Source organism: Paraclostridium benzoelyticum (genome assembly GCF_001006285.1).
Lineage (GTDB): Bacteria > Bacillota > Clostridia > Peptostreptococcales > Peptostreptococcaceae > Paraclostridium > Paraclostridium benzoelyticum.
Genome location: NZ_LBBT01000192.1, coordinates 1 through 4,329 on the forward strand (window position 1 = coordinate 1; position 4,329 = coordinate 4,329).

Sequence of the window (4,329 nt, forward strand, 5' to 3'; positions counted from 1 at the left end):
TTGAACATAGTATTTTTTTTTAGAATATATATTTTTTTTATGAAGAAAATAATATATAAGAAAAATTTTAGGAGGATTACAATGAAGAACACTACATCTAGATTAATATCAATTTTTATTGCTACTATTATGTTGCTAACAATAACATCTTCAACAATATATGGAGTTGATAAAACTTATAAAACTTCTTCAGCGCCACCTCAAATAAGTAAGGAACTAAAAGGGAAAGAAGAATTAATAAAATATTTTAACGAAATAAAAAGAATAAGAAATAATATGAATACGATAAGTATTAATGCCGAAACAGCTAAGCAAAAATCAGATACTATACAAAAACAAATCACATCATATTCATCAGAACTAAAGACAGTTTTAAACCTTTTAACTAGATTTAAAGTTATATATAAAGATTCACCATCTGATTTATTTGTGGCTAATCAAATTGAAATAATTGCATTTATACTAGATTCATCATTGCAGCAACAAGCGCTTCTAGTAAATAGGTTAGCTCAAGGAGAAGCTACTGACTTGTTTTTCTCTGAGTACTTAGTAAGTATATACTATTATTTAAATATAGCGGACGAAATGATTAGTTATCTTGAAAGATTTTATAGTATTAAATAAATAAAAAAAATCTAACTTTTTAAGTTAGATTTTTTTTATTGATAATATCGATAGCTATGTTTTGATGTATCGATATTATCAATTTGTAGAAAATTAACATCTATTGTAATATGAATATGTAATATTTAAATAGATAAAGAGGTATGGCTATGGAATATAAAATTAATAAAGATCAAATGACGCCGAAAGAAAGAATGGAAGCTTTCTCTAAGGGAGAGCCAATGGATAGAATTTTATGTTCACCTTTTTTAGGTGAAAGTGTATCATCTATATTTGGGCATACAATATATGAATATAATCACTCAGTAGATGCACTTGTAGATGTAGCAGTAGGAAGCTATGAATTATTTAGACCAGATAGTATAGGTTTTGGGCCAGGATTACAAGGTATACCAGAGGCTATGGGAAGTGAAGTTACATTTCCAACACATAATACACCTTATATAAGTAAATCTGCTATAAATGATTATAGTGAAATAGGAAAATTAAAGCCTATAGATCCTTATAAAGATGGAAGAATAAGATATTTTTTAGAAGCTTTAAAAATAACTCAAGATAAATTAAGTTCAGTAGTTGGAGTTGGGACTTCTGTTGGAGGACCATTTACGACAGCTTCCTTTTTAAGAGGAACAGATAAATTCTTGAGAGATTTAACTAAAAACAAAGATCAAGCTCATGAATTATTAGAGCTTTCAACACAGAGTGTTATAAATTATATAGATGCAGCTTGTGACATTGGGCTTGCACCAAGCTTAGCAGAGCCAAATGCATCATGCACTATGATAAGCGAGAAAAACTTTGTAGAATTTGCAAAACCGTACTTAAAAAGATGTATGGATAGAATTATTGAAAGAACTGGAAGTGGAACAACTTTACATATATGTGGAAAAACTAAAAAAGTATGGGGACATATGGTAGATATCGGAATATCTAACTTAAGTTTAGATAATGTAGATGATATTGGAGAATTAAAAGAGGCTTATGGAGATAAGGTTTGCTTAATAGGTAATGTCGATCCTGTTGAAACTATAATGAGAGGTAGCATAGAGGATATATATAATGAAGCTAGAGAATGTATAAAAAAAGCTCATGATAGTAAATGTGGATTCATATTAAGTACAGGGTGTGATGTGCCAATAGGAACTGATCCTAAAAAAATTATAGCATTAATGGATGCTGCTAGAATATTTGGAGCATACCCAATTAATATAAAAAATTTATAGGGGGAATATAAACATGGAAAACTTAAAAGAATCTTTATTAAATAAATTAGCTTCATGCGTACTTGAAATGGAAGATGAAGAAGTCATAGATGTAGCGAATGAATATATAGAAAATGATTTTGATGCGTATGAAGGTATATCCAAAGGGCTAGCATCAGGTATGGAAGAGGCAGGAAAATTATATGAAGAAGAAGAGTATTATATACCTGAACTACTTTTATGTTCAGATGCAATGTATGAAGGGATTAATATATTAAAACCACGTTTACAAAAACATCAAACAGGAGAACATTACAGAGCTGTAGTAGGTGTTGTAGAAGGGGATACTCATGATATAGGAAAGAACTTATTTAAAATAATGTTAGAAACTTCAGGATTCGAAGTTTTTGATTTAGGAAGAGACGTTCCTCCTATAGATTTTATAAACAAAGCAAAAGAAATTAATGCTGATGTAGTAGGAATGTCTACTCTTATGACAACTACAATGGATAATATGCAGGTAGTAATAGACTTATTAAAAAAAGAGAATATGCGTGATGATGTAGTTGTTATGGTAGGCGGAGGACCTATATCACAAAGCTTTGCAGACCAAATTGGAGCAGATGGTTATGCTCATGAAGCTTCAAAGGCGGTAAAACTTGCAAAAGATTTAGTAGATAAAAAAAGAGCCACAGTCAAAGAGGTGGTATAAAATGAATCAAAAAGAACGACTGTTTAAAGTTTTAAAAAAAGAAAGTGTAGATAGACCCCCATGTATATGCCCTGGGGGGATGATGAATATGATAATTGAAGATGTCATGGATATAGAGGGAGTAAAATGGCCAGAAGCTCACTTAAACCCACAAATGATGGCAGATTTAACACAAGGTATGCATAAAAATAAAGCTTTTGAAAACTTTGGAGTTCCTTTTTGCATGACAGTAGAAGCTGAGGGCATGGGAGCTACTGTATATATGGGAACTAAAAATACAGAACCTAGAGTAACTGAATATCCGATTATATCTAGTGAGGAATATAAAAAATTAAAAAATATAAATGTTGATGAAGGTCGAGCAAAGGTAGTTATAGATGCTATTAAGATATTAAAAGAAAGAAATGAAGATGTTCCAATAATTGCAAATTTAACAGGACCAGTTAGTTTAGCATCATCATTACTAGAACCTATGATATTTTTTAAAGAAATAAGAAAAAAACCTGAAATGATTCATGAACTTATGAACTTAGTAACTGATAATCTTATAGTTTTCGGAAAAGCTCAGCTTGAAGCAGGTGCGGATATCTTAACAATATCAGACCCTAGTGGTACAGGTGAAATATTAGGTGCTAAAAACTTTAATGAATTTGCAGTTCCGTATTTAAATAGAATAATAGATGAATTAAAAGAATATGCAAATGGGGGAACTATAATACATATATGTGGAAGGTTAAAAAGCATATATAAAGAATTAAACTCACTACATAGTGATGCAATTAGTTTTGACTCAATAACTAGTGTTAAACAAGTTATTGAAAATGTATCGAATAAAGCTATTATGGGAAATGTAAGTACTTTTGCACTTGAAAATAGTGATACAGAAAGTTTAAAAACTATGTGTAACTCATGTTTAAAAAATGGAGTAGATATAATATCTCCAGCTTGTGGCATAGGAGTAAGAACTAAATTAGATAATATACAAGTTCTATTAGAATGTACAAAAAATTATAGCAGATAAAGAGGGATTTTATGAGTCTTTTATATGATGGGGACAAAAGTTATAAATTTGAAGTCGGGAGAAATCTTTTAGATATAATACAAAGTAATAACTTAGGTATGGAAAGTCCTTGTGGTGGAAAAGGGATATGTGGAAAGTGTAAAGTTAAAGTTTTAAGCGGAGATATTAATCCTTTAACTAATGAAGAATTAAAATTTTTATCTAGAGATGAGATTGAGAATAAAGTAAGACTAAGCTGTTTAGTTTATCCTGAAGGGGATATATGCATAGAATTTTTAGATAAAAAAAATATAAATCATAAGATATTATCAGATGGCTATATGCCAAACTTTGAAAAACAACCACTACTTAGAAAAGAAGTATATGATATAGAAAAACCTACGCTAGATAATAACATACCTTATGAAGAAATACTTGAAAAACAGTTTAAGTGCAATTTTAAAGATGATTACTATTTATTGAAAGACATTCCTAATATATTTGAATGCGAAAAATGTACAGGGGTGTATATAGATGAGAAATTAATAGGAATAGAAGAAAATGATACACAGGACAAACTATATTCAGTTGCTATAGATATTGGAACAACAACTGTAGTTTGTTCATTAATTGATATTAAAAATAAATGTGAAATAAGTTCTGAAAGTGAAATAAATCCACAAAAAGAATACGGTCTAGATGTTTTATCACGTATTCATTTTATTAAGAATAAAGAAAGTGGATTAGAAATTTTACATAAATTAATTATAAATTGTATAAATGATTTAATA

General features: G+C 29.3%; 5 protein-coding genes. All 5 read left to right on the plus strand.

All coding sequences use genetic code 11. The annotated features are described in order from the left end of the window. Nucleotides 1–81 precede the first annotated feature (81 nt). Nucleotides 82–624: a hypothetical protein gene (locus VN21_RS09065; protein ID WP_046822970.1), complete on the plus strand. Its 543-nt coding sequence runs from the start codon at nt 82–84 to the stop codon at nt 622–624. A 149-nt stretch (nt 625–773) separates the two neighbouring features. Continuing rightward, nucleotides 774–1,847, plus strand: coding sequence for a uroporphyrinogen decarboxylase family protein (locus tag VN21_RS09070; protein ID WP_046822971.1), 1,074 nt, complete (start codon nt 774–776; stop codon nt 1,845–1,847). 13 nt (nt 1,848–1,860) lie between these two features. After that, the gene (locus VN21_RS09075) at nt 1,861–2,538 is read left to right on the plus strand and encodes a corrinoid protein (RefSeq protein ID WP_046822972.1); all 678 of its coding nucleotides are present in this window, start codon (nt 1,861–1,863) and stop codon (nt 2,536–2,538) included. 1 nt (nt 2,539) lies between these two features. Beyond that, nucleotides 2,540–3,559 carry a methylcobamide:CoM methyltransferase MtbA gene (locus VN21_RS09080; RefSeq protein WP_046822973.1) on the plus strand — a complete coding sequence of 340 codons (1,020 nt, stop codon included), beginning with the start codon at nt 2,540–2,542 and terminating at the stop codon, nt 3,557–3,559. Between the two features lie 11 nt (nt 3,560–3,570). Continuing rightward, the coding region (locus VN21_RS09085) for a 2Fe-2S iron-sulfur cluster-binding protein (RefSeq protein WP_046822974.1) at nt 3,571–4,329 on the plus strand (759 nt) is incomplete at its 3' end.